Genomic DNA, 2,138 nt, shown 5'->3' on the forward strand with positions numbered 1-2,138 from the left:
TGTCTTTATTTACTTATCCTGGAACTTTATGTCCCACGCTCTTTCTTATTTATTAAATAAAAATATTCTCATATATCAAGTAAAGTGACAAACTTATTTTGTATGATTAGGGTGTACTTAAAATAGACAGAATTTCATTTGATTTATATTGATGTATCTCAATATTCATTTTAATAAATTATAGTTTATGATAAATTAAGGTTAGATTTATAACATATATCTAAATAAGAAAAAGGAGCTAATTGTATGGATGTTTTAACAGTAGAACATTTAACAAAAAAGATAGGTAATAAGACTATTCTTGAGGATGTTTCTTTAAACCTAAAACGAGGACAGATTATTGGTCTTGTGGGTGCCAATGGTGCAGGAAAAACCTCTTTAATGAAAGTCATATTAGGTTATTCGAGCTATCAAGATGGGACATTTAGAATTATTGAAAATAAGAATAAAAAAAGTAATGTTGGTGCATTGATTGAAAATCCTGGAATATATCCTTTCATGTCAGGATATGACAATTTAAAACTATTAAATGAAACAAAAAATACTCACGATATTGATACAATTGTCTCTCAACTGGATATGGATGATTATATACATAACAAAGCAAAAACATATTCACTTGGTATGAAACAAAAATTAGGTATTGCAATAGCTTTTTTAAATCAACCTCAGTTAATTATTTTAGATGAACCTATGAATGGTTTAGATCCTAAGGCTGTGAGAGATGTGAGAGAACTTATTGTAAAAAAAGCACAAGAAGGAGTTACTTTTTTAATTTCTAGTCATATTTTGAGTGAATTAGTAAAAATTACAAATTCTATCCTTATCATTAACAAAGGTAAACTTGTTACTGAAACTACAGAAGAGGAATTAAATCAATATGAGGATAACGATTTAGAAAATGTATTATTAAATATCATTGATAAGGAGGATCAATCTTAAAATGGGGACTTTAATTAAACAAGAATGTTTTAAATTATGTAAAAAGAAATCAACATTTATTATACCAATTATCATTATATTATTAATGGTTGTTCAAGCTATAATTTCTAAAAATTATGATGATGTTTTTTCTCCACAATCGTCTATTGAATCAGCTTTTAGTGGATTTTCATGGTTTATCTTTTTATTAATTATTCAAGCTAGTACCATTATTTCAATGGAATTTTATCATGGTACAATTAAAAATCTTCTCTATCGCAAATATACAAGAACAAATATTATTATCAGTAAAATTATTACATTAGTAATCTTTTCATTACTATATTTTATTATTAGCATTGTTGTAGGATTTATTTTATGGGCTATTTTCTTCAATGATATTAATCTCATTGAAAGTAAGGGGGATGAGTTATCGTTATTAAGTAAAATGTTATTAACCGGGTTAGGTACATATGTCGGAACTTGGTTAGTTTTAAGTGTCACTTTATTAATTTCATGTGCAATGAAAAGTCCTGGTGTCTCTATTGCTGTTGGTATTGTATTTTATTTTGCCACTTCAATCTTGTCAGGTATATTAACAATTATTGTAGATAAATGGGAATGGTTAAAATGGAACCCTATTAGTATGATGAATATTATGATTCAAATTGTTGACAAAAGCATGAAAAAATACACAAAATTAGAACTACATGAATTGTTTATTGGTAATATTGTTTATATTATTATTTTCTTAATTCTCGTAGTACTTGTCTTTAAAAAGAAAAATGTTTAATTTAACTCAACACACTTTATAATTTTGCATTTCTCTACTAAACAGTGTTATAATTCACTTAACAAGAGCTTCGTGCATTATATGCACCAATCCCCTCACTATTGCCGTAGTGAGGGGATTTTTAGGTGTTGGCTTAATATCGCCTATTTTTTCTTATTGTTACGTGTACGTAGCCAATGCGTAAATAACGCAACAATACAACCACTGATGACTGTGGTCGTGATGTGAACAAGAGCTTCGATCATCTGATATGCACCTCCTCTCTGCGTCTAAATTGACGCCTGAGAGATAGGCGACCTGTATATTATATCATCTCTGAATAAGGGATAATAGATAACTTCCGATAAGTCATTTTATGTAATGATAGTGAGATTCAGATCCATTTCTATGATATCTAGAGGCAAAAGAGATACTTTATAAGTAT

Annotated in this window: 3 protein-coding genes; 2 read left to right on the top strand and 1 reads right to left on the bottom strand. The window is 28.1% G+C overall.

From position 1 onward, the window contains the following. Window positions 1-246: 246 nt before the first annotated feature. Window positions 247-942, top strand: a complete 696-nt coding sequence (locus HMPREF2897_RS04555; protein ID WP_002446823.1) for an ABC transporter ATP-binding protein — start codon at window positions 247-249, stop codon at window positions 940-942. Window position 943: 1 nt separating this feature from the next. Next, window positions 944-1,714: an ABC transporter permease gene (locus tag HMPREF2897_RS04560; protein WP_002496553.1), complete on the top strand. Its 771-nt coding sequence runs from the start codon at window positions 944-946 to the stop codon at window positions 1,712-1,714. Window positions 1,715-1,857: 143 nt separating this feature from the next. Here HMPREF2897_RS04560 and HMPREF2897_RS12760 read toward each other — a convergent pair whose 3' ends face one another. Next, window positions 1,858-1,959 carry a type I toxin-antitoxin system Fst family toxin gene (locus HMPREF2897_RS12760; protein ID WP_002446825.1) on the bottom strand — a complete coding sequence of 34 codons (102 nt, stop codon included), beginning with the start codon at window positions 1,957-1,959 and terminating at the stop codon, window positions 1,858-1,860. Window positions 1,960-2,138: the final 179 nt, after the last annotated feature.

It is taken from the genome of Staphylococcus sp. HMSC065D05 (assembly GCF_001813195.1).
GTDB classification, from domain to species: Bacteria; Bacillota; Bacilli; order Staphylococcales; family Staphylococcaceae; genus Staphylococcus; species Staphylococcus epidermidis.